Annotated in this window: 17 protein-coding genes and 1 pseudogene; 4 read left to right on the forward strand and 14 right to left on the reverse strand. The window is 46.7% G+C overall.

Features of this window, described 5'->3' with window-relative positions; translation table 11 throughout:
* Nucleotides 1-31: 31 nt before the first annotated feature.
* From Pr1d_RS15880 to Pr1d_RS26715, 4 genes and pseudogenes are all read right to left on the reverse strand, one after another.
* On the reverse strand, nucleotides 32-1,354 hold the full coding sequence (locus Pr1d_RS15880; RefSeq protein ID WP_148074445.1) for a nucleotide sugar dehydrogenase: 1,323 nt from the start codon (nucleotides 1,352-1,354) through the stop codon (nucleotides 32-34).
* Nucleotides 1,355-1,448: 94 nt separating this feature from the next.
* Entirely contained in the window at nucleotides 1,449-2,690 is a 1,242-nt protein-coding gene (gene wecB / locus Pr1d_RS15885; RefSeq protein WP_238476518.1) for a non-hydrolyzing UDP-N-acetylglucosamine 2-epimerase, read from the reverse strand.
* 297 nt (nucleotides 2,691-2,987) lie between these two features.
* Entirely contained in the window at nucleotides 2,988-3,644 is a 657-nt protein-coding gene (locus Pr1d_RS26320; RefSeq protein WP_238476519.1) for a polysaccharide deacetylase family protein, read from the reverse strand.
* Between the two features lie 312 nt (nucleotides 3,645-3,956).
* Nucleotides 3,957-4,661 (reverse strand): annotated as a pseudogene (locus Pr1d_RS26715) (formyltransferase family protein); the annotation flags it as partial.
* A gap of 1,302 nt (nucleotides 4,662-5,963) precedes the next feature.
* Between Pr1d_RS26715 and Pr1d_RS15895 the strand changes: the two are divergent.
* Nucleotides 5,964-6,854 carry a class I SAM-dependent methyltransferase gene (locus Pr1d_RS15895; RefSeq protein WP_148074447.1) on the forward strand — a complete coding sequence of 297 codons (891 nt, stop codon included), beginning with the start codon at nucleotides 5,964-5,966 and terminating at the stop codon, nucleotides 6,852-6,854.
* A gap of 63 nt (nucleotides 6,855-6,917) precedes the next feature.
* Here the strand turns inward: Pr1d_RS15895 and Pr1d_RS15900 are convergent, their stop codons facing one another.
* The 4 genes from Pr1d_RS15900 to Pr1d_RS15915 form a co-directional block, all read right to left on the reverse strand.
* Nucleotides 6,918-7,907, reverse strand: a complete 990-nt coding sequence (locus tag Pr1d_RS15900) for a GNAT family N-acetyltransferase (RefSeq protein ID WP_390622024.1) — start codon at nucleotides 7,905-7,907, stop codon at nucleotides 6,918-6,920.
* 521 nt (nucleotides 7,908-8,428) lie between these two features.
* Nucleotides 8,429-9,589: a prenyltransferase/squalene oxidase repeat-containing protein gene (locus tag Pr1d_RS15905; protein WP_148074449.1), complete on the reverse strand. Its 1,161-nt coding sequence runs from the start codon at nucleotides 9,587-9,589 to the stop codon at nucleotides 8,429-8,431.
* A 450-nt stretch (nucleotides 9,590-10,039) separates the two neighbouring features.
* Nucleotides 10,040-11,926: an asparagine synthase (glutamine-hydrolyzing) gene (gene asnB, locus Pr1d_RS15910; protein ID WP_210417736.1), complete on the reverse strand. Its 1,887-nt coding sequence runs from the start codon at nucleotides 11,924-11,926 to the stop codon at nucleotides 10,040-10,042.
* 155 nt (nucleotides 11,927-12,081) lie between these two features.
* Nucleotides 12,082-13,527, reverse strand: coding sequence for a lipopolysaccharide biosynthesis protein (locus tag Pr1d_RS15915; RefSeq protein ID WP_148074451.1), 1,446 nt, complete (start codon nucleotides 13,525-13,527; stop codon nucleotides 12,082-12,084).
* A gap of 312 nt (nucleotides 13,528-13,839) precedes the next feature.
* On the opposite strand from Pr1d_RS15915, the gene Pr1d_RS26720 reads away from it, so the two are divergent.
* Both Pr1d_RS26720 and Pr1d_RS15925 read left to right on the forward strand, forming a co-directional pair.
* Entirely contained in the window at nucleotides 13,840-14,163 is a 324-nt protein-coding gene (locus tag Pr1d_RS26720) for a transposase (RefSeq protein WP_168205272.1), read from the forward strand.
* 348 nt (nucleotides 14,164-14,511) lie between these two features.
* The gene (locus Pr1d_RS15925; protein ID WP_148074452.1) at nucleotides 14,512-16,269 is read left to right on the forward strand and encodes a PKD domain-containing protein; all 1,758 of its coding nucleotides are present in this window, start codon (nucleotides 14,512-14,514) and stop codon (nucleotides 16,267-16,269) included.
* 46 nt (nucleotides 16,270-16,315) lie between these two features.
* Here the strand turns inward: Pr1d_RS15925 and Pr1d_RS15930 are convergent, their stop codons facing one another.
* The 4 genes from Pr1d_RS15930 to Pr1d_RS15945 form a co-directional block, all read right to left on the reverse strand.
* Nucleotides 16,316-17,062, reverse strand: coding sequence for a class I SAM-dependent methyltransferase (locus Pr1d_RS15930; RefSeq protein ID WP_148074453.1), 747 nt, complete (start codon nucleotides 17,060-17,062; stop codon nucleotides 16,316-16,318).
* A 719-nt stretch (nucleotides 17,063-17,781) separates the two neighbouring features.
* Nucleotides 17,782-18,956 (reverse strand): IS3 family transposase gene (locus tag Pr1d_RS15935; protein ID WP_238476520.1). Its coding sequence is split into 2 segments (ribosomal slippage): nucleotides 17,782-18,686 and nucleotides 18,686-18,956, totalling 1,176 coding nucleotides; the frame shifts between segments, so codons are not numbered across the junction.
* Nucleotides 18,957-19,142: 186 nt separating this feature from the next.
* Nucleotides 19,143-20,369 carry a hypothetical protein gene (locus Pr1d_RS15940; RefSeq protein ID WP_148074454.1) on the reverse strand — a complete coding sequence of 409 codons (1,227 nt, stop codon included), beginning with the start codon at nucleotides 20,367-20,369 and terminating at the stop codon, nucleotides 19,143-19,145.
* A 35-nt stretch (nucleotides 20,370-20,404) separates the two neighbouring features.
* The gene (locus Pr1d_RS15945) at nucleotides 20,405-21,613 is read right to left on the reverse strand and encodes a glycosyltransferase (protein WP_148074455.1); all 1,209 of its coding nucleotides are present in this window, start codon (nucleotides 21,611-21,613) and stop codon (nucleotides 20,405-20,407) included.
* Between the two features lie 97 nt (nucleotides 21,614-21,710).
* Here Pr1d_RS15945 and Pr1d_RS15950 point away from each other — a divergent pair, with 97 nt between their 5' ends.
* Nucleotides 21,711-23,600: an XrtA/PEP-CTERM system amidotransferase gene (locus tag Pr1d_RS15950; RefSeq protein WP_148074456.1), complete on the forward strand. Its 1,890-nt coding sequence runs from the start codon at nucleotides 21,711-21,713 to the stop codon at nucleotides 23,598-23,600.
* Nucleotides 23,601-23,605: 5 nt separating this feature from the next.
* Here the strand turns inward: Pr1d_RS15950 and Pr1d_RS15955 are convergent, their stop codons facing one another.
* Together Pr1d_RS15955 and Pr1d_RS15960 are read right to left on the reverse strand one after the other, a co-directional pair.
* Nucleotides 23,606-24,772 (reverse strand): glycosyltransferase family 4 protein, encoded by a 1,167-nt coding sequence (locus Pr1d_RS15955; protein WP_148074457.1) that lies wholly within the window; start codon nucleotides 24,770-24,772, stop codon nucleotides 23,606-23,608.
* Nucleotides 24,772-25,824 carry a glycosyltransferase gene (locus Pr1d_RS15960; protein WP_148074458.1) on the reverse strand — a complete coding sequence of 351 codons (1,053 nt, stop codon included), beginning with the start codon at nucleotides 25,822-25,824 and terminating at the stop codon, nucleotides 24,772-24,774. The genes Pr1d_RS15955 and Pr1d_RS15960 overlap by 1 nt, the downstream gene beginning before the upstream one ends.
* Between the last annotated feature and the right edge of the window lie 127 nt (nucleotides 25,825-25,951).

Below are 25,951 nucleotides of genomic sequence, written 5' to 3' on the forward strand. Positions count from 1 at the left end.
CCTACTGAATCGAATGATTAGTGAAGTCTCGCTAAGCTTTGACAATGGTTGCACCGGTAGCTGAGACTCCTGCCAAGGCGTTTCGGGTATCAACGACAAGTTGGCTATGCTTCACAATAGCCTCATAATCATAAGCCGAGTGGTCCGTGACAATCAGCACACAATCCTGCTCCGCCAGAAACTTCGGGGTGAGTTCGCAGCTGCTTAGTTCCGGAACTTTGTAGTGCCGCATCTTTGGTAGGCGTGGGACGTGGGGATCACTGTAGGACAGCTGTCCTCCCCGGGCCGCGATCAATTCCATCAGACGGAAAGAGGGGCTTTCACGGGGATCATCTACATCACGTTTGTAGGCAACTCCCAGAATGCAGATCTTACTTCCCTTGATCGGCTTGGAAGCATCGTTGAGCGCCAAGGCGAGCCGCTCCACCACGTATTCTGGCATGCTCGCATTAACTTCTCCCGCAAGTTCAATGAAGCGTGTCGGCATGTCGTGCTTACGAGCCACCCAACTTAGATAAAAGGGGTCGATGGGAATACAGTGCCCTCCCAAGCCGGGGCCCGGATAGAACGCCTGGAAACCAAACGGTTTTGTTTTGGCGGCAGCGATCACCTCCCACACATCAATCCCCAGCCGATCGTAGACCTTTTTGAGTTCATTCACCATCGCGATATTCACCGCGCGATAGGTGTTCTCCAAGATCTTGCAGGCTTCAGCCACTTCGCACGAGGAAACAGTCACCACCTCGCTTACAGCCGCACTGTAGAGGGCTTCGGCCAATTGAAGGCTCTGAGCATCATATCCACCAACTACTTTAGGAATCTTGCCTGCAGAGAAATCCACATTGCCGGGATCCTCGCGCTCGGGACTATAGGCGAGAAAGAAATCGGTGCCGCACTTGAGGCCACTCGTCGCGAGAATGGGCAACATCACATCACGGGTAGTCCCGGGATAGGTCGTGCTTTCGAGCGCGATGAGTTGCCCTGGCCGTAATCGCTTGGCAATGAGCCGCGCTGTGGATTCTACGTAGCTCAGATCCGGATCTCTGCTGTCGGTCAGGGGCGTCGGTACGCAAATCAATATGGCATCCGGTTCGTCGAGCCGGTTCATGTCGGCCGTGGGGTCTAAAGAACCTTCTTTGATGCAGCCAGCGATCCAGTCGGAGGAGAGGTGGCCAATGTAGCTGTGGCCAGCAAGCAAATGATCCACTTTTCGCTGATCGACATCAAAGCCGATGACGCGGATGCCTTTTGTGATGAACGCTCGGGCGAGTGGCAACCCGACATAGCCGAGCCCCACAATGCCTACTATCACGGACTTGTCGGAAATTTTCTTATTGAGTATCTGCATTAACATACTTTCCTAAGAGACAGATTTCGAAGAGATGGATTATTTATGACAGGTAGTACGCAGTTACGTTATTAGACCTACACGATTGATAATGGCAAAATCAATTCGTCAATACTGTTGCGATTCGTTCGGCCGCGTGGCCATCCCATAATTCCGGACAACGGCCCAACTTATATTTCCCATGCAGCACATCGTGGAGTGAGGATCGCAACAAATCAGCATTGCTGCCGATCAAAGTGCTAGTCCCTATTTCTACAGTGATCGGACGCTCAGTATTACTGCGAAGCGTGAGGCATGGTATACCCAAGAAAGTAGATTCTTCCTGGAGGCCTCCGGAGTCGGTCACGATGACACGTGAATTTGAGGTTAGTGAAAGAAAAGGGAGATATCCTAGAGGCCCCATCAAATGGATATTTGGTGCTTTTTCTAGTTTCACCCTGATTCCTGCCTGCTCAAGTTTTTGCTCTGTACGTGGATGCACAGGAAATACTAATGGGATATGGCTGGATATATCGATTAGGACCGCGACCAAGTCTGCCAGTATTTTTACATCGTCAACATTTGACGGCCTATGAAGCGTGATAACTCCATAATGATTTGGCTTCACTCCAAACTGCTCTGCAACCACTATATCTTTCGCCTGATCCAGCATATGCACGAGAGTATCGATCATCACGTTTCCTACTAACTTAATATCTTCCGATGCACGCCCTTCGCGAACAAGATTGGTGACCCCGGCTGGTTCCGAAACAAGTAACAGATCCGAAACGGTATCAGTTACCATCCGATTGATCTCTTCAGGCATCGATTTATCAAAACTTCGTAATCCCGCCTCGACATGTGCGATTCGGATACCCAGTTTTGCCGCAGCAAGTGCTGCAGCTAAAGTAGAGTTGACGTCACCAACTACAACCACATAATCGTACTTTCCACCGCTCGGTGCGCCTTTCAGAAGCACGGATTCTATTCCCTCTAAGATCCGAGCCGTTTGCATTCCGTGGCTTCCCGAACCAATTTCAAGAGACACGTCCGGACGACGCATACCGAGTTCGGTAAAAAAAATATTCGATAGGTTTGAATCATAGTGTTGCCCAGTATGAATTAAAAGTATTTCAAATTCGCCATCGAATTCGTTGTTTTCTAACGCGCGGATTATTGGCGCCATTTTCATAAAGTTCGGTCTTGCCCCAACAATACAGGCTAAACGAATCGGCATAGTAGTCCAATTTTTTCCAAAGAAGAGTTGTCGATCTTCAAATGTAAGGGTATTGAGAAATGGAATAGTCAGAATGGATCGCAAGGCTGTACTAGGACTATAAAATAATAAAACCGCCTTTGCCACGGAGGCACTTCAACGACTAAACATTTTATGTTGACCGAGCGAGTTCTCCTATAGGCAGAAAAAGGTTGGTAACTCGAAATCAATATCTCACGCGTGATTGGCAAGTGCCACGCCTTAGTTAGACGCTTTCCCGCTGTGGTCCGGATGGATGTCCAAGGCATACAGGCATTTCTTCACCAGAAGCTTGGTTGTTGAAGCGTGGTACCTACACTCTTTCGCAGCGCAAGCATTCATAGAGAAATCCGTGGCAGCAATAACTCGGCAGTTCAATTCGATAGTTTAGTAGAAGAATGGTCTCTATTTGGTCCTTACTTTCCATCCTTCAACAATCGCACGGAGTGCTAACAGGCTGAACTTGTGGTCTACCCCCTGTCGCTTTATATCCAATAAACTAAATTCTGGCGGATTCGTCCCGCCGTATGCCGACAAGCAACACGAGACCCCCATTTTTTCCAGCTCTTGACGGAGATGAGTTGTAATGTCGTCTGACTTGCCGTATGGATAGGCAAACCATTCAGCCGCACCATCCCTTCCAAACTTGGCAATGATATCTTCAACTGATGTGCGGATCTCGGTGATTGCCTGTTCAGAATTGATTTTTCCAACATTTGCATGAGTAGCAGTATGAGGTCCAATATGGAATCCCCATTCGAATATTTTTGAGGCTTCTTCCCAGGACAGGGCGGGAACTCGTTTGCCCAGTTTTTCGATATCGTGAGGAAATGGCCGTTCGGAACCAACTATGCGAGTCGATATAAAGAAAGTGGCAGGCAAGCCCTCACGTCGGAGAAGTCTCGCAGCTAAATAATTGCTTTCGTAGCCATCATCGAAAGTAATTACTACTGCAGGCCTTCTTCGCGGCTCTCCTCGACTAGCAAGAAATTCCGGCATGTCTAGAACCTGGTAAGAACTTGCAAGAAAATGGATTTGTTGCTGAAATTGTTCGATGCCCACTGTTACATCGTCGAGATACTCATCATCCACTCTGTGATATAGCAGAATCGTTACATGAGAAGTACCGCGCACACGATTTAGCAGATTTCGGAAGGGAGCAAAGACGAAAACGTATCCTATTAGTAAGCACGTTTTCACAAGACTCCGAAGCCGTCCAAGAACAGAAAACCGAGCGGATCTTCTTCTCTCGCAGCTTCTGCATACTTTATGTTTGAGTAGAAATGGCGGGATAGATCGAGTTGGGGTCTTTGCTCTTTCTTGGGGTGTCCGAGGCTGCTCGCCGGAATCAAGTTGAGAGAGAACTGACAAGAGCAATTCCTCACCCAATTGATCAAGCAATGAGCCCAGGCCGCCAGGTGTTGTATAGCTGGGAATCTTAAAGAGTCTCTGCTCAATAATGTCACCGGTGTCCAACCCCCGAGCTACCCAATGGACACTTACGCCTGACTGAAGGGCCCCGTCGTGCAATTCCCAGAAGCCAGGAGGCATTCCTCGGTATTCTGGTAAATAGCTCTTGTGTATATTGATGGTTCCTTGTAGTGGCAATTCAAAAAGCGAAGGTTTCAATATTGGTGCGCCTAACGAGATGCCTAACCAAGGGCTGAATTGGCTTATTAAGTCCAAAGTTTCTTGAGAGTGTAGCCATGAGGACCGGTGGTACATTACGTTTGGTCTTTGAGGTGAACAGAGAGAAAAGAGACTAGGATTTGTCCTGCGATTTCCTGGAATCCAACTTCGAACCCTTCCCGGGAACCCAGCCATTAGACTTAATGGATAAGAAATAGGTTCTCTCAATACCCTTCGGGACTTATTTTTCAAATAGGTCCATATTCGGCGCTGTCTGCCCGGTCCCTGAACAATAAGAATGCGCCAGAGTGGATACTTACTGGAAATGGCTTCCAGGGTTTCTTTCGTCGAGGGTAGTGTTTCGGGCCCGCAAAATACGACTATCTTGCGGGAGGTTGAGCGAGTATCTTCAGCGGTTTTCGTACTCTCGTGTGAATGTACATCATACATTTAGAAGAATCTTTCGTAGGCGATAGATGCTCTTAATGATCTTTTCATTCGCCATGAGGCACGTATGATACTTCAGAATACTCCGATACCGTGATGCATACAAGATCCGTATCCGATGATAGACTTTGGCACCTCCTTTAATTCCAGGACCTAGAAGGACTCCAGCTTCATTTCGACCAAACGATATTATCTGGCTGGATGTTGACAGACGCCAAGAAACGGAGCCTCAAATACCTTCGTATGTGACGCAGTTTATCACAACCCTCTGGCAGATCACAACTTAAATAGCGAAAGTACAGAGTGAGCATACCATGAATGAATTCGCCATCCACTCATTGAAGCGATGTCGGACATGTGAAGTCTACCAAGATAAATAATTGAGGTTCAAAGCCGATTATCAGGTGCGACTAGATGCAAATGCGATCCAGTCCTACAGACTTGAGAAGCGAACCTTGTCTGTTATAGCTCGAGGCCTGGATATTTGAGCGATTCGCATCATATTGCGAGGAAAAATACCAACGTCAACGATTCCCAAGGGGCAAGAATTCGTATAACATCATGAGACTTAGGTCTCATGCGTGGCCGGTCCTTTGGTTTTTTTGCGGGTTGCGTTAACATGACCCTCGTTGGAGAGTTCTCCAATTCATCTCCATCAACTACAAATTGAGAGCCTCAAAGCGCAGAAGATTAATCGTTTTCCAAGTCCACACTCATCTCGAGGGTGGAATGGCCACGGCGATCAAATTGGAAATCGTGTTAGGGAAAAAAAGTGTCAGACTCTGAGCCACGTAGCAAAACAATTGGAATTCTTTGGAATCCTTGGGGTCAATACCTTGATGGCCAAAGCCTCAAGAATCGATGGATGAGGTTTATTGGGCATCGAGCTATGATAAAGAATCGGTCAGACCTTGTTCAACTGTTCCAATTACATTATCCCGATCAAGAAGTTTTGGACTTTTCTGGTAAATTGGAGGAGCTCAATTCAATTTCAAAATACGACAACATCGTACTGTTGTACCCCGATCCGATTGGTCACGGGTTCGCGTTCTTGGAGCGTGCCCTCAGAAACAATAAGGCGAGTAATCAAGATATTTGGGCACTGAATGGACGCGGTCGCAGCTTCCGCTTGACTCCAAAAATTGCCTCTCAATTGCGGATTCGTCGGATGTTGGAACTAGTTCCCCTCGCCGAATGCGTGCTTTTGACAGCATTAATTCTACTCAGCCCATTAATTATGCTTTGGAATACTGGGCGTCGGTAAGAAACTTCTTTGGATTTATGATGCTTTCAAGAGGCTAGAAAATGATTCCAGGGCGCGAGCCTCTCTTTAAGGCAGATGACGTATCAAAGTGGTGGAAGTCTAACCCCCAGACATATGCTTCCGACTTTCACGGAGGCATGCAGTTCGGCAACAAGAAAGTTGAGTTCGGCACACGAGAGTATTTCGAATCTATTGATGCTGAGTTTTATGAATGGAATGTAGGCCACCACGGCGACAAGCCGTTTAGCAATCTGTTTCCCTATGAACAATATCTTGGCAAGGACGTCTTGGAGGTAGGTTGTGGTCAAGGATATCAAGCCTCTAATTGGGCGAAGGCAGGCGCAAAGATCACGGCAGTAGATCTGAATCCGCAAGCGGTTAAGATTACTACAGAACGTTTTCGGCAGTTTGATCTCACCGGTAATATCAAACTCTGCGACGCACGAGAGCTTCCATTTGACAACGAAACTTTCGACTATGTCTATTCCTGGGGAGTACTTCACCACTCGCCTGACATAGAAAAATCTCTTAGTGAAGTACTGCGAGTACTCAAGCCGGGAGGAGGATTTGGGGTGTATCTATATTGCCGCAGGTCATTTTACTACTTATGGGGCATGAGGTACGTCGAGGGTTTTCTCCACTTTGAAAACCAATTCCTTTCACCATTGCAACTAGCTAGTCGTTACACTGACGGGTGGGAAAAAGACGGCAATCCCCACACCTGGCCTGTTACAGTGTCTGAGATGAAAAGTGTATTCCAAGACAACTGCGACGATTTGAAAATGTCGTCGCTAGAGATCTTTCCCCCGACGCCAATGTGGGCCCATTTCATGCCGCCTGTTCTGAGAGATTTAGTTCCCTCCTTTGTCCAAAGAGCATGGATTCAAAACGTTTTCTGGAATCTCTGGATATCGGGGCGCAAAAAAACTTAGAGTACTCTATCTCAGTCTGCTACTCCCGTGTCGCGCAAATGACACGCGTAATTAATATATAATCTATGTGAATCGCCGCCAAATGATCGTTCGATGGATGAGTGGAAATGAAAAAAGGATTGCGGATCCCGTTCGCTCCAATCCTGCCTTTTCGATCCCCCTATGCGATGGTTTGTACTCGACCTTGGTTTTCATCAAAACCCGGCGTACTCCCTGGGATCGAGCAACTAGGATGAGGTTGCGTATTGCCATGCCGTAAATCCCCTGGCCGCGAAATTCTGGCAAAGTTTCGCAAGCGGTAATCTCAGCTTCGTCTGGCTGTGCTTTAATTACCTGCGGTGGATCCTTTTGCATGGCATTCGCTGGCAGTAGCCAAGATATGTGGGCGAGTTGATCATCAACATATACACCGTATGCGTAGCTCTTACCGAAGCGATCCAATCGACTGCATTGACGCGCGCGGAAAGAACTATCACTAACAGTGATACTTCGCAAGTCGTCTGGCGAGAGTGCCTGGAATGTGAGCCCGATTTGCACCTCTGGTGGCCGAACAGCTTCCGTATCTATTGCGTATATACTAAAACGCGAAACTTGGCCGAACAACAAGTACAGAAATACTTTTCTGTCAGCACTAAATAATCGGATCGCCCGTTTGAATTTGCGACCCCAACTGACTCCTAAGAAAAAAGTGGCTTCTGGTAAGAGCAATCGCGAGGCACCGAATCCTTCCTTGAATCTTCCCAAGCCTGAATCTACGTCTGCCCCACCTAGATTCAATATTTCTTTGTTTTCAGCACTCAATTGGCTCGCAATACTATTGATCAAAAAATGCGATGCGCCAATCGCCATACCTTCCGGAGACGTTCCGGCGGATTGATAGTAACCCCCATTTGGTGAGATCAGCAATAACACGCTGGATAGCACTGCAGTGTTATGGACCGCCTGGAACAGTTCACCCGCACCAGATTCCAGATACGCTATGTGCTCGGGCGATGGGCCTACCCCATGTACGTCTTCACCACGTGAACTCCGTCGCTCCAAGGATTGGTTCATCAATCTATTATGAAGGATTGCCGCCGCTGCAGTTCGGGTCCGACGAACAACGAGACCGGCCTTCTGAGCTTTCTTCACGTTTCTTTTGTGATTCGAACCCAACATAGACATAAGATCGCCTTTGAGGTCTAAAACGAATTCGCAACGGTCTCTCCTTGTGCAATCTCCAAACGTAGGGATCTCAACTCCGGTCGGTGAACCAAACGTACCGATGAAAAGTTCCGAGACGCGTTGCTGGCGGCAAAACTCTCGTAGGCCATCCCAAAATAAACTGTCTGCCCCAACGAGTGGCATTGAGGGAATTACTAGGTTCCAACAGAGACGGCTTCGATTTAGAAACGCACCGCATCCGGACACGAGCTCGCCAGTGCTTTGTCTCAGCCCCAACGTCCAAATCTCGCAACCAACTTCATCCATTGCACGGAAGTAATTCCAAGTAACGAAAGGGTTAGTGGGCGACAATGCGCTGATGTCCTCGACGAGGCTTTCCTTCGCACGCACAGCAAAGAATTCGAGCGATGTCACGCTGATATCCTTAACTCCAAAGCGAGCGCATCAACTAGGAACTTGGTGGCCCAGTTGAGAATACTTAGGCGACCATACTCGCCCCACACTGGATAAGAACCAGAAAGGCCACCGCGCAAGCGGAAGTCCGGATTGCGAATGTCATGCCGCGTCATTAGATATCGATTTACACGGAGCGCGGCTTCACGATATTTCTCCTGGCACGTAATGAGGAAGAGTTCACTCCATATGATTGAGGTTTGCGCTGATCCGGTAAGGCAACACCACTTAACTGCTGGTGAAAGATCGCTGCGCAGCCTCCCGGCAATAAATCCATCGTGATGCATGATCTTCAGCAGAGAGTCTGCGAGCCGTCTCGCTCCGTCGATCAGATCTTCGCGCCCCGTGACTTTCCCGATTCCGACCAATCCTTGCATGGCGTATGCAAGGGTATGCAATAGTGGTGCCCGCCGGTCGGTAAGGCAACAGTCAGGGAACCATCCGTTGGACATTTGACGTTTGAGGCAATATCCGGCGTTCCTCAAAGCCGCCTGTATGAATCGTTCCTCACCAAGCGCCAATCCTGCGGCGCAAAGCCCCCACGCTGCCTTGACGTTGTAGAGGGTCGATTCGGGGTTGCTAAACTTTGAATTCCCGCATATCCAGCTGCCATTAGTCTCTTGCATAGCAACAAGCCATTCAGAAGCCCGCCACGCAGCTTGCTTAAAACGTTCTTCATCGGTTAGTTGAATCAAAGCACTCCAACCAAGTAGTACCATTCCAGTGTTGAATATCGCTGGACTAGGCTGCGTGTTAACTCTGCCGCCCATCACAGCACCTTCCGGAAGCAGAATGTCGATCTCCCAATCCCCCATAGCGATGGCTCGATTAAGAAGATCGGAATTGCTTGTCAATTGTGCTTGTTCCACAAAGGTCTGGCAGATGTAGCCAGTTGTCTCCGGGTAGCTGAGATCAAAATCCTGGCCGAAGAATACGCCATATGAGACGCCACGATCAGAGCCTACATCCTGCGCCCGCTTCAGCCAATTCATGGCCTCATGAAGGTGGCTTCTAACGTCAACGTTGCCTATGTCAGGATCGTAGAGCGGGGAAAGCAGAATTCGTTGCTTACGCTGTTCCAAAAGGTGAAGCAGTTTTCTCTTTAGTCGAGCAACCATAGCTACAACTCACTCGTCTCCAAGAGTAAAAGCCTATGCAATCGGAATAATTGTCAATTAACAACAATAGCTTCTTTAGAACACTTATTTCTTGGTTTACATGAGAGCGCCTGGCCTGCCCCCAATGTTCTTGTTAACAGCATTCTTTCAAGGAATGATTCCCTTATTAATGCTATTACTCGGTGGGAAGTCCACAAAAGCTTTACCTACGATGGTAATTAGTATTTATCACCAAATCCGGTCAATATAGTTTACTTTTATGTCCGGTAGTTCGTCAACTGGCGGGACACCGTACAGCCCACGGAAGCAAATAACTGACCTCAGACAAACCAAGCGCCTAATCCAATAACAACCCGTCAACGAATCACGCGATTGACTCTAAGTCGCTCGAGAACGGTTTTCCAAAGATCAAGATTACCAGACATTCAAAAGACCCGATTATTGAAAACTCTATTCAGATGGCCTAGATTGCTGACCATCATCTATCATCATTCTCATCCATAATTCAAATTGCAATACATAAAAGAGCGGAAGACTAATATCGGTTGTGCCATTGCGATGATTAATGAGATCCGAAAGTATCTTGTCAGTCTTCCAAAACCCACGTTCGCGAGTACTCTTGTCGGAAAGCACTTGTTTGGCAGTTTCGAAGAGTGAAGTTGTAAACCACATCTGAGATGGGACGGGAAAACCCATCTTGTCCTTACGCAAGCGAACTGCTGGCGGAATGCGATGTTCCATAGCAGCTCGCAAAATGTACTTATTGTAACATCCACGCATTTTCAAATCATTCTTTACTGAGAATAAGAATGAAATAAGTCGATAGTCGAGAAAGGGTAATCGAGCTTCAACCCCGTGTGCCATCGTATTTCGATCTTCAATTCTAAGGTAGAGTGGAAGTGGCCAGTTAGTGATTGACTGCCTCAGTTGTGAGTCCAGCGATAAGTCTAGACGTTGAGGAGTTCCTTTAAGGAGGTTGCTCTTAAATTCTGGCTCGAACCAATTGTTGGCCATATGTCGTCGATATTGCCTTTGGAGCTTTATTTTCTGATATGTGTGACTGCATGCAATTTGGGTCCAGAGTGCCTTTAGTAAAGTGTCTGTGAATAGACCCAACTGTGATCCTCCGAATGCGGACGTAAATGCTCGGATCTCGCTCCAAGCCTCTCGAACCGAAAGATTATAAAAGAGGCTATACCAATAGTTTAGGAAGTAACTAAAGTAACCTGCAGTTGATTCATCTGCACCTTGACCATTAAGGACAACTTTAATACCCGACTCAGCAGCCATTCTGGAAAGTTCAAAGCCAATAAGTGCATTCATTGAATGAACAGGTTCATCGTGATGCCAAAGTGTCAGTGAAAGTGTATTCCATAGTTTCAGTGGATCAGTGGTGCAAAGCCGCAAATCAGCTTTTACCTGAGCAACGGTGTCCTTAATGTATTCGGATTCGTCAAGTTCCCCATGTACGAATGAGAAGGCGCTTATGGGAGAAGAGAGCCCATTCTCCTCAGATAATCGAGCCATTTCACAGATGATGGAGGTTGAATCCAAGCCGCCTGAGAGAAAAACACCCACCGGTACGTCGCTACGCATTCGAAGTCGCACCGAATCAGAAAACAAGGAAAAATACTCCTCGACAAGATCTGACGAATTCGACAAGTCCCCAGACGGTAACTCCCAGTAATTCCAAGATTTCAGCTTGCCGAAACGGTCAACCGAAAACGCTGTGCCTGGTGGAATTTTTTCGATGCCTGCAAAAAATGTTCGCTGGTTAAAGTCCAGCCTCTCTTGAAGAAGAAATTCAGCCGAGATACTCCAATCAACGCCACCACCATAATCTGGATGAACTCGAATGGACTTAATCTCGGAGCCAAAAAGTATCTTAGTATTGCAGCGATATATGAAAAGTGGTTTTATCCCGAAACGATCCCGGGAACCAAAGAGAGTTTTCTTGAGTTTATCATAGACCAAAAAAGACCACATTCCATTTAGTTTGAGCAAACAGTCTACACCCCATTGAATGTAGGCACACAACAAGACTTCCGTATCCCCAGACGTACAAAAACAATAGCCAAGACACTCTAGCTCAGATCGCAATTCAACAAAGTTGTAAATCTCACCATTGAAGACAATTGTGTATCGTCCGTCAGGACTTGTCATAGGCTGATCGGCTGCATCAGTAAGATCTAATATCGATAGTCGTTGAAATCCAAAACCGACGTTTTTGTCATACCAAATTCCAGAACTATCAGGGCCTCGATGCTGGATTGCCTTTGCCATCTTTTTAAGCTGATTGTAGTCAACAATAGCACCGTCGAATGAAACGATAGCCACTAAACCGCACATTAGAATACACTTCCTGGCTTTAGCCAATGATGGATATTTATTACGGAACGAATTATTTCGATCCAACTTCTTGCGAACTGCCTTACATTTCCCATCGCCCAACTGAAAGGACTATTAATACAGAATCTTTTCCAGTCTGATTTTCAATTAGATGACTTGTGAGACATAAGAAATACAAAGCTAGTAAAAGTACTTCTATTAAAAACCAATTGAAGTAAGGCATATACCAGGGATCCAATTATTATCGCACAAACAAGAAATAATATGCCATTAGAAATAAAACTGGGAAAGACTACCTTGATGAAGACTGCCGATCCGTAAACTATGGCAGAAAACATACAGGGCTTAAAGAGTTGAAGAAAGTAATTGCCAAGTGTCAATTCTGTTATAGAAAGAGTGCGCGTTAAAGTGATAAGAAAGCAAATTGGATAGACGGTGAGCCATACAAGACACACTGTGACGATATTTCCCCAATAGCTGGCTGCGGCAAAACAAGGAACAAGTAAAGCAAGTGAGAAGAGATTATTGGTGGCCGCTTTGCCTGGTCGACCTAAACCAAACAACACTGTCGTGTTAATCGATTCAAGCAATCTCAGCGGCACGGGGATAGCCAACAGCCAGAGGGGCATTGCGACTGCTACCCAGTCAGGTCCCAACAAAACTGAAACGATGTCAGAAGAAACTGATGCGATTCCGAAAAAAATCGGAAACGCAATAAATGAAATCATCCGAACGGCAAAAACGAACTTTCTAGTTGCTTCCTTAAGATCTAATTGAATTCTTGAGAATGCAGCAAATCCGACTTCGTTAAAGATTACAGTTACCTTTTGCATAGGTAGAGTGGCCAATTGCATAGCCACGGAATAGATACCAAGTTGTTCGTTGCCGAGAAACCTTCCGATAAAAAAAACATCGGCCTGAGTAGATAGATACCACAATATTCTGTCCATTGACACTAAACCACCAAATTTCATCTCGGCTAAAAGCTTTCTTAACTCAAAGCTCGGACTATAGATTTTGCCAAGCACTATCCACAGTCCAATCATGTTAGCGATGGCAAAGCCTAGCGACCCGTAGACAAGTGCCCATACTCCCCACCCGGCAATAGCGAGTCCGAGGGTGGCAATGCTAGAGATGACTGCGCATAGAAACTCTACGACGGATTTTTTCTGAAATAGCATCTCCCGCTGAATTAAAGCTCGCGGAACGCTTGCTAAGGACGAGACAGGGAGTCTCAAAGCCAAACACTTCAATATTGCTGCCAAATCAGGCTCTTCAAAGAAGTTGGCAACCACGGATGAACACATATAGATTAGTAAATAGACAGTGATTCCGAATACAATTACAAGTCCAAGGATGTTTTTTATATCAGAGTCAGCGAGTTGCCGCTTGTTTATAATAGCCGCCGAGAGTCCCATCTCCTCGAATAGTCCAAAAAACCCTATGAACATTCCAGCAAGGGCCATCAACCCATAGTCGTTTGGTGATAGAATTCTAATTATGAATATCGTTGCTACCCATGTTACGAGTTGTGCCAACAGTCTAGCAGTGAGCAGCCAACGAAGTGAAGATAGGACTTCTGATCTCATTCTCGTCTATACCTTGCTTAGGAGATTCTGGAAAAACTGTTTTCAACGATGAGTGAGGCTACCCGAGGTGTTATTAAAAGCTCTGTTCTATTAAATCAGAAAAAGCGGCGTATAGTGTTGAGATTATTCACACTTCTATGGACTAATTTGGCTACAAGGATACGCTGTGGCCTGCCCCGAATAGAGACATCAGTATTTAAGTTACGTATTGTAGCGGTTGAATCTCACCCCAACTTGGTACCAGTTGTAATGCTAGAAAACAAGATTTTCAGCCCAGGCAAGCCTGGGCTGACAATTTGAAAAATTCTTTCGGTGTGCGGTGCCAATACGCACGAAGTGAAACTTCTGCAAGCGACCTTCGACAGTATTCCCATTAAACGCCCTCAACCTTCTTCTTCTCGGCATCACCACGTCTGTCTCGACAAAGGATACGATTCGCAGGACCTTCGCCAAATTCTTCACCGTCGCAACTATCGACCGCACATCACTTCCCGTGGGGAAGAACTGAAGCAGCTGAAAGCGAATCCTCGCTACAAAGCAAAGGGTTGGGTGGTAGAAAGCACACATTCTTGGACTAATCGTTTTAGTCGGCTCCTTATCCGCTGGGAGAAAAAGCCAAAAACTATCTGGCACTGAGACAACTATCATTTGCTTGGACCAGTCTCAAGTGTGCCGGGGTACTGGGATAGACTGCAAAACTCGGCCTAAACAACCTTAGTTGCGTCTTCGAAAAATCCCAGATATCGCAGTAATTCCGAATATAGCGACGAAAGCTTCTTAAAGGCCCTTCTTCGCGACATAGCAATCAAGTAGAAGGATATGCTAGGCTTCGTATGTGGCGTTAAAGTTGACCTGACTTTCCCATCCACCCTCGTCTACCTATACTTTACGCCATGCTCTTCGGAACAGTTATTCGCACATCAATTGAACCAACCAAGCGCCGCACCTGCATGGAGAGTGCTCGCGATTGGGGAGGCATCTTTCATGTCAAGGCAGCCTAATAGGAAGCCACATTCCGGAGAACACTCCAGGCTCCAGTTTGAACTGCTGGAAACCCGGCACTTGTTCTCAGTCTCGCCCCTGGGTCCAGCACTCGTCCAGCCGGGTGGGATGATCGACGACGTTTCCATTATTCACATGAAGGAGCCCACGGAAGGGGTTGTTGCTTCAGGCCCGACAGTCCAGCCCTTAGTGGATGTGCCACTGACCAACTTTCTCTTTCAGCCGATGATCTGGTCGCTAGAGAACACTTCGGTCAATGTGTTCACTTCTTTACAGCTCAACGGCGACTTCGAGGTGAACATCGATTCGGATTTGACGATCCAATGGACCAAGATCTCTGGTCCCGGTGACGCGACATTTAACAACGCGTCTGCCGCCAATACGACGGTCCAGTTCGATCAGGTGGGCACCTACGAATTGCAACTTGAAGTGACTAACCACGGACAGACATCAGTTGCGTTCATGACAGTCGATGTTACTGCCCAAGTGCTGATACCTGAGCTCGACAGTTGGCTACAAAACATGATTAGCTATGGACAGCAACATGGCGATTCATTAGCAAACTATATTATAAGCAATAATCCAAGTGGAGCACTCGGTGCAACTTATTACGATGCTGCACGCGTGTTTTATCAAATCGCTGATCATACGGGGGACTCTTCTTGGAATGCCTACGCCGAAATGGCGATCACGGTGTATCGAGACAACTACGTATTACCAAATGACGGCGGAGTCCCGGGTTACTGGAATTTCTCACGGGGACTGGTAGAACACTTTGAGCGTACAGGTGACGATTTGTCAAGAGTGGCAGCGATTTCACTTTCTCACAATGCAGCATTCGCCGCTGACGGGGTGCCACTATCATGGACGGAGAGTATAGATGCGAGTCGCGAGGTTGCCTATAGTATGATGAGCTATCTCGATGCGGAGCTCTTAGGTGAACCTCGCAGGGACCGATTGGGAGACTTATTCGAGCAGGCCTTGGGGCACTTAGATCAATGGTTTATTGAAGAAGCCGATCCAACTTATGCTCCTTTCATGTTTGCATTGACGGCAGACGCTCTTATGCAATATTACGAGCGTGTCGATCAAGATCCGCGCATCTTGGAAAAACTACTGTTGGGTGCTGAGTGGACCTGGAACCACGCTTGGAAACCTGAAGACGAAGCATTCTGGTATCGGCTTTCAGAGCAAGATAGTGCGCCAGACCTCAACCTCTTAATTGCCCCAGTCTACGAGTGGCTCTATCAAGAGACAGGGAACATGACTTTTCGTAATCAAGCCGACTCAATCTTCGCCGGTGGTGTCAAGCATTCGTACCTCAATGGGCCAAAGCAATTCAATCAAAACTATCGAGTAAGTTTCGATTACGTAGCAATGCGACAGGCACAGACGTTACAACAAACAGATACTGAGCCATCATCCATAGTTTCTACACCGGAGAAAGACCTTGGGTTCACATTAATTGGAATGAACCAGTTGGGTTATCCATTCGGACCAGATATTAGTGAAACATTCTTTGAGAGTGAAGAGGGGGAAGAAGTACCTCAGCACGCAGAGTTGGAGTCACAATTGACAGCAAAGAGCGACAATCTATTATCTCCATTTGTAAACGTAAATCAGGCCCCATTAAGAGCCTTCTCTGACTTGAGTATGGAAACTGAAGAAGACGAAGAGAACGAGTCTGATTTGACTTTTTCTCAGCTAGCTATGAATAGTGACTGGGCACTTAGGATTTAGTTTCAAGGACAATGATAATTATGGCTTGTAAAATACTGGAGACTTGCTATTTCTGACACCGAACCAAGAGAAGTGAGCCTGGTAGACTAAATGTATCGATAAGCAAGTCTAGAGACTGAAAAATGGGTTTTAGTAACGCTGGATAACAGGACTCAGTGTCTCCTCGGCGCGACAAGCTGAAAACATCTACTTTGGAAAACTCGCGAGTAAGTTTTCTAAGTTGTCGAGGCGAATTGCAGCGATAAAAAGTTGGATAGTTTTCATATCGATCGATTCCGCAAGAGCCATTGATCCAATTGAGATACTTCTCTTTCAATCGAATTTCCTGAAGTATTCGAGACGCCGTAGAAAAGTAATGACGTCGATCGACAGTAAACCCCCAGTAGGTTCCACCATCTCGTAGCACTTTATGAATTGTGTCGAAGAAATCCTTAGGTTTGTTAATGTGTTCCATTACCATTACCGAATAAGCTACGTCAATCGAACATTTCTCAATAGGTGCTTTTTCCAGCGTCGTGCGGTGACAGTCTGCGAGTATATCGCTAACTTGAATGTCGCAATCTGGTTCGATGCCAATCAACACTGAGGCTTCATCAGCTATCTCTTTCTGAAATGACAATTCAAAATCAAAGCCATGTCCGCAGCCAATATCAAGAACCCTACAATCATTTTTAAAATTTCTGATCTCGGCGATGACAAGGTCGCAAAATATACGCGATCGCCATTCTCCTTGGCGATAACGCTGTTGAAGTTGCAAAGCGTTGCCTCTATGGACTTGGAAGGTATTGCTCATCTATGCTTTTTTTGCTTGTATATTAATTGACGGAATTTTTGAACTTCATCTGATACCGCATATTCCACAATAACTCGTCAAAATCATATTTAGAGCTTTCCAACGCGACTGGTGATAGAGTAAACCATTCGGATAGGCTTGGCAGGTAAGTTGCTTGGAAATAAAATGGCGCTGGAGTTACTTCAATGCCGAACTCTCGTAGGCAAGCAATAACCCTGGGCAGAGCTGCAACAGTTACGAGGATAATTCGATCAATTCCGAGTAACCTGAAAAACTTTGATGACTCTAGACACTTCTCAAAAGTTGTTAGGGAACCCCATCTGACGTAACATTGCTTTCTACGAAGCCCAAAAGCACAACAATTCCTCCATTGCTGAAGCAATGGTAGGCTCAGAACTATCACTTAAGATTAGGTCCTGCCGAGAGAGTACACGAGGTTGACTCTATATATGATAAAGACTCGAAGCATCAATGCGGCGTTTCAGCGAAGATTCTCCAAGCCTCGCAATAATCTGTGCATTGGCCTTTTGGGAGTCATCGCACAAGTCAGCAGAGAACTGTAGCATAATCTTCGGGCCAATGCGTAAGTGAAGTCTTGTCTTCCAAGAAAGCTATTAGGCAATAGCTTAGGATAGGAGTGCTGGTCAACTATTGAAATCCCAATACGACGCCGGCAATCTTTTTCCACAGTGGCCTGCCCCCAAAAGTGGTACCACTCTTTATGAGAGTAGGGGTTGGGTAATTCCGCTGCTGTTCTGGAGTGAGGGCGTAGCCCGAACGGAAGAACAGCAGCGGGCCGCGAACTCTACCGGGGTGGCATACCCCAGCGAGCTGTGCGGTCGGTAATGGTTATAATCTTCCTTCCAAGCCATGGTCAGCTTCCGTGCTGCGGCTAAACTCTCAAATTCTTCCAGGGCTAGTAGCTCCTCTCGAAATCGGCTGTGAAAGCTCTCGGCATAGCCGTTCTCCCAGGGACTGCCTGGCTCGATGTAGAGCGTCTCGATGCTCAATTGCTCAGTCCAACGACGGATCGCCTGGGCGATGAACTCTGGCCCGTTGTCCGAGCGAATATGTTGCGGCACGCCGCGCATCGCAAACAGTTCAGCCAGTGTGTCGATCACATCCTCGCTGGTGATGCTGCGGTCTACCTTCAACGCTAAACACTCCCGTGTATATTCATCCACAATGGACAGCCACTTCAGCGCGCTGCCCGAAGTGGTCCGATCAAAGATAAAGTCCCACGTCCAGACGTGATCTGGATGCTCTGCCCGACGACAGTGACACGCATTCACGCTTGACCCCATACTACGCCGCTTTCTTCGCCTTTTCGGCACTTTTAAGTCCTCCTGACGCCACAGGCGGTAGATCCGTTTGGGATTCACTCGCCACCCTTCACGCTTCAACAACTCGGTTATCCGACGGTAACCAAATCGGGGACGCTGGCGCACCAATTCCCGGATTCGTTTTACCAACGCTGCTTCATCCACTTGCGGCTTACGCCGCCGTCGCTGACTCGACCGTGGTTGTCCCAGGACGCGACAAGCCCTTCGCTCGGACGTCGCAAACTGGTCCTGCAGCTTGACGACGGCCTCTCGCTTCCGAGCAGGGCTTACCAGTTTCCCTCCGCGACCACCTTCAACATCTGGATATCCAACGCCTGATCGGCAACCAGTTGTTTCAGACGTTTGTTCTCGTCCTCCAGCTTCTTCAGTCGGACTGCCTCTTCCGCCTTCATCCCGCCGTACTGACTACGCCAGCGGGTGTAAGTCCCTTCGCTCACTTCCAAGGCCTGCAATACCGCGGCCAAGTCTTTCCCAGCATTCAGCATCGCATCCGCATCTCGCAGCTTCCGCACGATCTGTTCCGGACTATGCCGCTTCCTTCGTTTCGTCATCCTGAGTCTCCTTGCCTTCATGGGCGCTTAAGACTCTCATAACATATGGATCACTTTTTGGGGAGCAGGCCAACAGCTTTGCCGAGCTAAGCCGTTTTCCCATGACTAGCTGCGATGTTGCCAAACCGAGTAGCAGCAACAACTAAGGTTGGGTTAACAAGCGGATCATGTGAGACTAATGATATATTAAGGATAAACTACTTTCTCCGAGTGATCGGGTCTGACCGTCTTGTTGTGCGTCCTAGCGGCTCTCCAATCGAAAGCTTTGAAAGAGAGTCGGTAGAGTTGGTTAAAGTGTTTTCCGCTCCACTCAGGTGAGCCATACCTGACTCCGCCCGCAAACAACTGATCGCCAATCGACTTGAATTGCTCTTCTCCTGTTTGGTAAAATAGCCAATAGTAAACATGCGCCACCAAAAGATTGAGGTCGGGTGCCGGTGTGGGGGCTCCTACTTCTGGTATTGTACGATCCATGTAACGAAAGGTGGCGTACCCTATTCGTTTCATAGGGACCCACATCCTGATAGTAATTTCATCCTCGCTGGAAATTACCATTGCCTCGTCATGTAACCATGTAAAAACAGCATACAGTGCCGACTGGATAGTAGGCCAATGCGTTTGAGGCCAGTACGCAGTTGGATCTCGATTGTTCTGCACCTCCCATTCATGGAACTCAATCAGCGCATATGCTGTTAATCCCATCATGAAGGGAGCTACACGACTAATATCTGAATCGCTGAAATCTTGTGTACGCCATTGCCAGAGGTGATTTTCCATCATGGAAACTAACGGCTTAAGGCGTGGCGTGCCATCGGATTCATGGACTCGATTCAGCCCCGCTTTTTCAGCAAGGATGTTAGCTCCGACTGTATAAGCAACCTCACGCGAAAGCACTTCTGAGTAACCAGAGCGATGGTCGGGACCACGTGTCAAACTATCGACAGTTGAAAAAGCTGGCATATCTCGGATCAAACGCAAAGATTCAATAGTTATCTTTCCGCCACGACGAAAATCTTGGTAAAGACCTTCTGGGAATCTTCGATAGCCCTGCGCCCGGAATTCGTTTGGGATAAGATACTCGTCAAAATAGATCTGCCTCGCATAGGAAGCATAGGTATACCAAGGCTCACGATTTCCGGTGTAGTCGGCAATCTGGTAGAAAACCCATTGAGAATCGTAATACTGCGCACCGAGTCTCTCGTCAACAGAGTGACCGTTTTCAGGATTAAGATATTCTCCCCACTTCTTTCCATTGTGAATCATTTTCGACTCCCAGCCTTGTAGCTCGGGGATTTCATCTCCTAATGCAGGCCAATGATGCAGCACAAGACAAAGTATGAGCAAGACGCTAAGACTATTTCTCGCACAATGTATAAATTGTGCTAGTGCAATATTATGCAGTTTTACCGACATTGAAGAATTCTCTTGTCTGATTGTCGAGGTCCGATTTAATGTTGTAGATTTTCTTGGAGTGTTTCGCTTGGGGAAGGTACATAATCGACAGTCGTCCAACACTTGTGTTCTCGTCCTAGTATCCAGACCCAGAAGGCGAGCCAAGCGGCGTAGTTGAGTAGTAGAAACGCAACCGCTGCCGATAAGATGCGGCAACGAGATCCAGTGCCGGTCCACATTACTAATACTACCAAAGCGTAGCCAAAAACTTGTGCAAAAAACATACATCTGTATAAAGGCGTGGCAATCAAAGCACTTGAAATGAAGGCTCCCAACAGGGCCCAGGGGACAGCAAGCCGCAGAACTTTGTGCGAAATAAACTGCCAGCTAGTACGGTTTTTCCAAGGCAGCAAGATGACCGGAAGGCTGGTTAATATCTGGAAGTTGCCGCAAAGTGTGCGGATTTTTCTGCGAAGCTCATCGTGGGCACTGTGGGGGAGTTGGTCGAAGGCCACGGCGTTTGGCTCGTGCTTCACTCTATAACCGGACATTATGACTTTCATTGGCCAATACACATCGTCTAAAATAATGCCCTTGGGTATGCCCGCGAAGAGCTTTCTACGCACTGCGCATATCGCTCCAGTAACTCCAATCACCGAATCGAACTGAGACTCCTGAAGACGCAGCCACTTTTCGTATCTCCAATAGAGACCAACTCCATCAGCACCACCCCCAGAATCATTTAGCACAAGATCTCCACTCACGGCACCAACTTGAGGGTCTCGGAAGGCTTCAACTAGTCGAGATAATGCATGACTATCCCACGTCTGACGCACATCGGCAAAAACTAATATCTCTTGTTGTGCGTATTTTACCCCTTCGGAAAGTGCTACAGCCTTGCCACAATTACACGGAAGTTCTACTAGCTGTACTTCGGATTCTTGAAATGCTCCCTGTAATTCCTTGGAATATTCATTTGTATGTGAATCAATTCCATCGAGTACTACTATGATTTCACCAATTACACCCGTTTGGTTAACCTGTCGGACCAGATTACGGATCTTTGTAAGTATCTTTTCACCTTCTCGATGTGCAACCAAGACCAGCGATACACTACTCACCAGAGAAGAGTCGATTGCCTGCTCGTGTACCCGAAAACGAGCGCAGCACCAAATTATCGCAGGATAAAACAAGTACGTATAAGCAATCAATACAATGCAGACACAAAAGTAAATCTTAAGGGCTAGTTCAATCCAATCAAGCATTAGTTGACAAACCTATCTTCTATGGCTATTTGTGTCTCAACCGAGGCGAATGATATCATTTCTGTACCAAGTAAAATTGAGGCTGGAGATAAAAACAATGTGTGGCATCGCAGGAGTCTTTCAAAGTGATCGTAGCAAGATTGACACCGAAATGCTGCGTCGAATGAATGATTCGCTTGCCCACCGTGGTCCTGATGATTCTGGCTATCACATTGATAACGGCATTGGATTAGCTCACCGTCGGTTGTCGATCATCGATCTGTCAACAGGCAAACAACCAATTTACAATGAAAACAAGTCAGTGGTTGTAGTATTCAACGGAGAAATCTACAATTTCCGAGAACTCCGATCTGATCTCAAAAAATTGGGACATCGCTTCAGAACCTTGACTGATACAGAGGTGATAGTTCATGCTTGGGAAGAATGGGGAGAAAAGTGCGTAAAACACCTTCGAGGAATGTTCGCATTTGCCCTTTGGGATTTGCCTCAAGAAACACTTTTCTTGGCACGAGATCGGCTTGGTATAAAGCCTCTGTATTACAGTGTGCTCCAAGAAAACAGTTTCGTATTTGCTTCTGAGCTCAAAGCGATCCGACTTCATAAAGCTTTTCGTCCCGACATCAACCCACATGCAGTTGAAGAATACTTTGCCTATGGATACGTACCGGATCCGCGCACTATCTATAGTGGTGTAAAGAAACTTCCTCCCGGTCACACACTTCGAGTCACGAGAAACTTGTCTGACATATCCCCTACAATGTACTGGGATGTTCCCTTCAAAATCTGCAATAAATATTCCTCAGAAAATGAAGTGGCTAAAGAACTTCTGGAGCGTCTCCGGGAAGCCGTCAATATTCGGTTAATATCTGATGTACCCTTAGGTGCGTTTCTGTCTGGAGGAGTGGATTCAAGTGCTATTGTTTCCTTGATGGCAGAGTTACAGCCTGACCAAATTACAACTTGTTCTATTGCTTTTGAGCACGAGGAATTCAATGAATCTTCCTATTCCACGGAAGTAGCAGGCCAATATCGCACTGACCATCATGTTCGACAGGTAAAAGTAGATGACTTTGCTCTGGTCAATAAACTTGCTCACATCTACGATGAACCCTACGCCGACAGCTCAGCATTGCCAACGTATCGACTTTGTGAAATGGCAAGAGAATGGGTTACAGTTGCACTTTCTGGCGATGGAGGTGACGAAAACTTTGCAGGTTATCGTGATCACCTAATGCATTACAATAAAGATCGCATTAGAAGAGTCATTCCGACATTATTTCGGCGCTTTTTGTTTGGGAGCCTGGGGCGAGTCTATCCAAGGCTATATCGCGCACCTCAATATTTGCGAGCTCGAACGACTTTTGAAAGCCTAGCTCTCGATGCTGTGGAAAGCTTTGCTCGGGGAAGGATGATTACCACCCCAGAGGATCGACATGCGTTGTTCAGCTCCCGATTCAAGTCGAACCTTCAAGGTTATGATGCAAAAGAAGTGATGTGCGTTCACGCAGAGAATGCTCCAACCCAACATCCGCTCAGCTTGGCGCAATACCTCGACATGAAGGTCTATCTACCTGGTGACATTCTCACGAAGGTTGATCGTGCAAGCATGGCACATTCTTTGGAAGTACGTGTCCCCATGCTAGATCATTTGTTCGTAGAATGGGTTTCGTCACTACCGCCTGACCTAAAGTTGCGGGCAGGGATAAGTAAATATATACTCAAGAAGGCATACCAGTCGCGCCTTTCGGAGCAAATCTTGTTTCGTCCAAAGATGGGTTTTTCCATCCCACTATCCTCTTGGCTGAGAGGCCCATTGCGAAATCGCCTAAAGAGATGCGTTTTCGAATCACGTTTACTCGAAACTGGCATCTTTGATCAAGAAACTCTCCAAACCTTTGTCTTGGAGCATTTAAGTAGACGACGGGATCATGGCCCTCTCTTGTGGGCATTGATCATGTTCGACAATTTCCTCAATGTAGAATCCTAGTCGTTTCACTCGGAAGGATTATCCTTCGCAAGAGAGTTGCCAAGTAGCAACTCATCATAGATTAACTCAAATTGTTTGGCTCGGGTAGCAGGCGAAAACCGTGGGTGCAATGATGCTCGTGCAGAAGAAGCGACTTTCTGTCTAAGCTCAGGGTTCAAGATAACTTCTCTAAGTTGATCTGCCAAACAATGAGAATCGCCTGGCAAAACAAGCCAACCTGTTTCACCATGTCGAATCACATCCGGAATTGCACCTACTCTTGTGCAGACAGCCGGTACTTCCAAAGACATGGCTTCTAAAAGAACGTTTGGAAGACCTTCAGACAGGGAAGGAATTACGAGTATATCGATTGCATCGTAAAAGTCTCGCATATCGCTTTGGTAACCCGCGAATTTCACTTGGCTTTCTAGTCCCAGCTCTGCCACTCTACTTTTCAGAGGTGTGGCCAACTTGCCGTTGCCAACGAAAAGTAAAGTGACATTCTTCACTCCTGAGTACACTGAATGAAAGGCAACAAGCACCTCTGCAACTCCCTTTTCTGGACTCAACCGGCCAAAGACTCCAAGAAGGACGTGGTCGGATGGAATGTCATATTCCTCTCTAACTGCATGTCCCCCCAGGTGACCTTGAATCTCGTCGGCGTCCACTGCATTTGGAATTAGCCTAGAACGCAGCTGAGCTCCACGAATCTTTTCCAATTCTTTTAGGAGTGGCGGAGAAACGGCAGCTGCAATGTCAGCCTGCTTGAGCAATACACGTTCCAACTGATTGTAGACCCGAACCTTCCAGTTTTCCCAAGTCCATCCATGCGTCAGAGCAAGCCAAGGTAGACGCTTTCGCATCGAAATAACAAACGCGACCACGTGGGCCTTATAACCGTGAGACTGTACTAAATCTATATGTTCGGTACGAACTATATCAAACGCTTTGAACAACGCGGCAGGGTCAAAACGGTATCTTTGGGGCAGCAATCGCAACTCGTGACCTGCAGAACGTACCGCATCAATGAACTCTATGCTTTTTGGCTTACGATATTCGAAGGTGCAAATTACGAAGTTATATCGTTCTGACCGCTGATACTTTAACATTTGGAGTAGCCCCTTCCCAGGCCCTCCAATATACGCCGTATCAATTATGATCATTACTTTCAAGGATGGATTAATTGAACTCATTAGGCATCAACAGCATTCGTCTTTCCTTGTCCTGAATGTAGTTTACAGGACACTCTCCAGCTTCTATCCGTGCGAACTATCCCTAAAACCTTCGCCAATCGTGCGATGCCGAATACAAAATAGACGACGCAAAGAGGGAGCAATTGGCGTGGTTTTTGTGCTCGAAAACTAGTTCTAGTTGCAAGAAGTAGTAAGAAGGTGGGCAATAAAAAAATAAAGGGAAGAAAAATAATTTCCGTCGAAACACAAAACATCGTAATTGACATCGCAAATACTAATAACAAAACTCCGAATAGACATGTAAACAACAAAGCATTGAGTCCCCTGGGGACCTTGAACCCCTGGATCGCGGTATTATATGCAGACAAGTTCATATGCCATGTTTGCTGCCGATAAAACGCTTTTAGAGTAGCAGGCTCTCCGTGGTGAATAACTCCCATTTGTGGAAGACCGAGTACATTTACTTTAGCATTGCTTGCACGAATAGCAAAATCAGAATCTTCACCTGTGTGTAATGATATATCGAAGCCTCCGAGCATATCTGAAACAGCGCGAGAAAAAGCCATGTTATTAGTGCATATCAATCGATAAGCATCGTGTGCCACCACTTGGCGATCATATTGCATTTCAACCAGATTCGTTTTCTGAGACCAATGCGTTTGCCACGCTCTTTGTACCCAGGTAGCCGGAGAAGGGGGCCTAACAGGCCATCCGATCAGAATAGCAGAATCGAGTTGCAGAAAAGGCTCCATCGAAAGCAGCCAGTCTTTGTCGATCTCACAGTCAGCGTCAATAAAAGCAAGCCAATCCCCGCTCGAAGACTCTATGCCGACATTGCGACAGGAAGCTAGATTTAAATTCGGAGCTGAAGCCAGTACGTGATATCCATGCTTGCAGGCAATTCTCACAGTTTCATCTTGACTACCATTATCAACGAGCACAGTCTCGACAGAAATCCCATCGGGTATAACCAACGAGTCGATAGATTGTTTTAATCGCGGAATATTTTTGGCTTCATTTAGCGCAACAGTAATTATACTTAATATTCGCATATGCGTTTTAATAGTGATTGAAAAAATTAGGTAGACTACGAAACCTTAGATCACAAGTGAAATCATTCTTGCGCAGGCTGATTACCTTCAACTTCCATGCTTTTTTATTCCTAATCCCACTTTAGGC

This window comes from Bythopirellula goksoeyrii (genome assembly GCF_008065115.1).
GTDB lineage: Bacteria > Planctomycetota > Planctomycetia > Pirellulales > Lacipirellulaceae > Bythopirellula > Bythopirellula goksoeyrii.